The organism is Nocardiopsis sp. TNDT3 (assembly GCF_003427465.1).
GTDB lineage: Bacteria > Actinomycetota > Actinomycetes > Streptosporangiales > Streptosporangiaceae > Nocardiopsis > Nocardiopsis dassonvillei.
Map to the genome: position 1 here is coordinate 1 of NZ_QPFC01000985.1, position 2,020 is coordinate 2,020.

Below are 2,020 nucleotides of genomic sequence, written 5' to 3' on the forward strand. Positions count from 1 at the left end.
GCGGGGTCGAGGGCGGGGGCGTCCCGTTCCTCCGCGCCCGCGGCGGCGGAGGCGTACCCCGTCAGCCCTCCGGCGCCGATTCCGGCGATCCCCGCCGCCCCCACGGCGGTGAGCAGACCGCGCCGGGAGAAACGGGGCGGTTCGTGCGCGTCCCCCGTCACAGCAGCGCGCCCCGGAGTTCGGGCAGGAGTGCGGCGATCTGGTCCGCCTCGGTGCCCTCGTCGAACATGCCCGCCGCTCTGCCGTCGGGGAGCAGGACGACGATCCGGCCCCCGTGGGAGACCAGGTACTCGCCCTCGCTCTCCTGGGGCGCCCCGACCGGGATGCCGTAGTCCGCGGCGGCGTCCACCGTGGCGTCGATGTCCCCGCGCACCCCCTGGAAGGCCGGGTCGAAGCGGTCCAGCCACGAGCGCAGCTGTTCGTCGGTGTCGCGCCCGGGGTCGGTGCTGACCATGACGACGTCGTAGTCCCCGGCCTCCTCCCCCGCCTGGTCCAGGGCCAGGTTGATCTCGGCCATGGTCATCGGGCACACGTCCGGGCAGCTGGTGTAGCCGAAGAAGAGCAGGGTGAGGCGGTCGTCGGCGACGTCGGCGAAGGTCCAGGGTTCACCCTCGACCGTGGCCAGCCGGACGGTGGAGGCGGCCATCGGCTCGTCGGACAGGTCCAGGAAGTACTCGGTCTCGGCCAGGGTGTCGGCCGGGTCCGCGGCGCAGGAGGTGACCAGGGCCAGTGAGGCCGCCGCGGCCAGCGCACCGCGCACCGTGCGGGAGAGGGGAGAGCGGGTCATCGTGTGTCTCCGTAAGTCGTTGGACGGCCCGGAAGGGCCGGATGTGGCTGATGTGGCTCTGCTCGGGTGGCTCCGCAGGGGTGACCGTCCCTCCCCCGCACGGCTCCCCGCGCGCGGGCCACACCGGGCACGGGCAGCGGGTGGCGGCGCACGCGCGCCGCGCAGGGCGCACGGGAGCCCCGCGCCGTGGGCGCGTGGGGCCGTACACGGCGCGCGAGGCGGCGCGGGATCCGCCCGGGCGTACCGGGGACGGCGGATCACCGCGGCCGAATCACCGGGGCCGGGTCACCAGGGGCTGGGCGTGCCCGTCGGCGGACGCCCTCGGATGGCGACGCGGGGCGGACCGGGTACGGGAAACGACCGCGCCCGGGGGCGCGGGCGGAAGGCCACGGCGCGCACGACGGCTCCGTGCGCCGGGGACGGACCCGGCACGGGTGCGGCCCGGAAAGGCGCTGGAGGCTCAGGCGGCGCCGAGCGGGGAGGGCGGACCCCGCAGGACCCGGGTGTGGCGCAGGTAGGGAAGGAGCGACGGCGGGCGCTCGTCGTTCCACCGCCCGGGGCCGCCCGCCCGGACCGGCGGCGCGGTCGCCCCGGCCAGGACCAGCAGGAGCGGGAGAAGGGTGAGCGCCATGAAGCGCAGGAACACGAAGAGCGCGTCCTCCCCCCGGTGCAGCCACCACGCGCTGACCAGCGCGGCCAGCACGTGGACGGCGATCATCTGCCACCCCGAAAGGGCGGAGTGGGTGACCGCGTCAGCGGAGTGGGCGCCGTGCGCGCTCGGGTCCCGCCCCGTGTTCTGGGTGTAGCTGAAGGCCACGTGGAGGGCGAGCTGTCCCCACAGCATCCAGCCGACGAGCATCACCGGGCCGTAGCGGCGTCCGGCGGCGGCCCAGGACACGCCGAGGACGGCGGCGCAGCCCAACAGCAGACCCGCGAGGGGGACGTCGTGGCCGGAGCCGAGGGCGTGGCCGTGCGCGGACACGCTCGCGCACACCAGGGTGAACACCCCGGCGCGCAACGGACGGCACGGCTGGCTCTCTGACATCTCCCGCATATCGTCTCACCCCCGCCACGCACCGCCGGAGCGGGACGGTCTTGGCCCTCCGGAGGACGGCGCGCGGCGGCGGATCCCGCCCTGCGGCTGGCGGCCCGGCGGAACGGTCCGGGGTCCGGCACGTCCTCGGTGCGCCTCCGGTGCCATCGCACCGGGCGGGGTCAGGCGGCGGGGCGGCG

At 76.3% G+C, this 2,020-nt stretch carries 2 protein-coding genes; both read right to left on the minus strand.

The window, feature by feature from the left end; all coding sequences use genetic code 11:
- Window positions 1-157: 157 nt before the first annotated feature.
- A complete protein-coding gene (locus DQW06_RS22615) occupies window positions 158-787 on the minus strand; it encodes an SCO family protein (RefSeq protein WP_117199271.1) in 630 nt (209 codons plus the stop codon).
- A 460-nt stretch (window positions 788-1,247) separates the two neighbouring features.
- The gene (locus tag DQW06_RS22620) at window positions 1,248-1,841 is read right to left on the minus strand and encodes a hypothetical protein (RefSeq protein ID WP_117199272.1); all 594 of its coding nucleotides are present in this window, start codon (window positions 1,839-1,841) and stop codon (window positions 1,248-1,250) included.
- Between the last annotated feature and the right edge of the window lie 179 nt (window positions 1,842-2,020).

What these genes read in the sequence shown, in the direction of transcription:
- DQW06_RS22620 (WP_117199272.1), bottom strand. Translation starts at nt 1,841, where the DNA reads ATGCGGGAGATGTCAGAGAGCCAGCCGTGCCGTCCGTTGCGCGCCGGG.
- DQW06_RS22615 (WP_117199271.1), bottom strand. Translation starts at nt 787, where the DNA reads ATGACCCGCTCTCCCCTCTCCCGCACGGTGCGCGGTGCGCTGGCCGCG.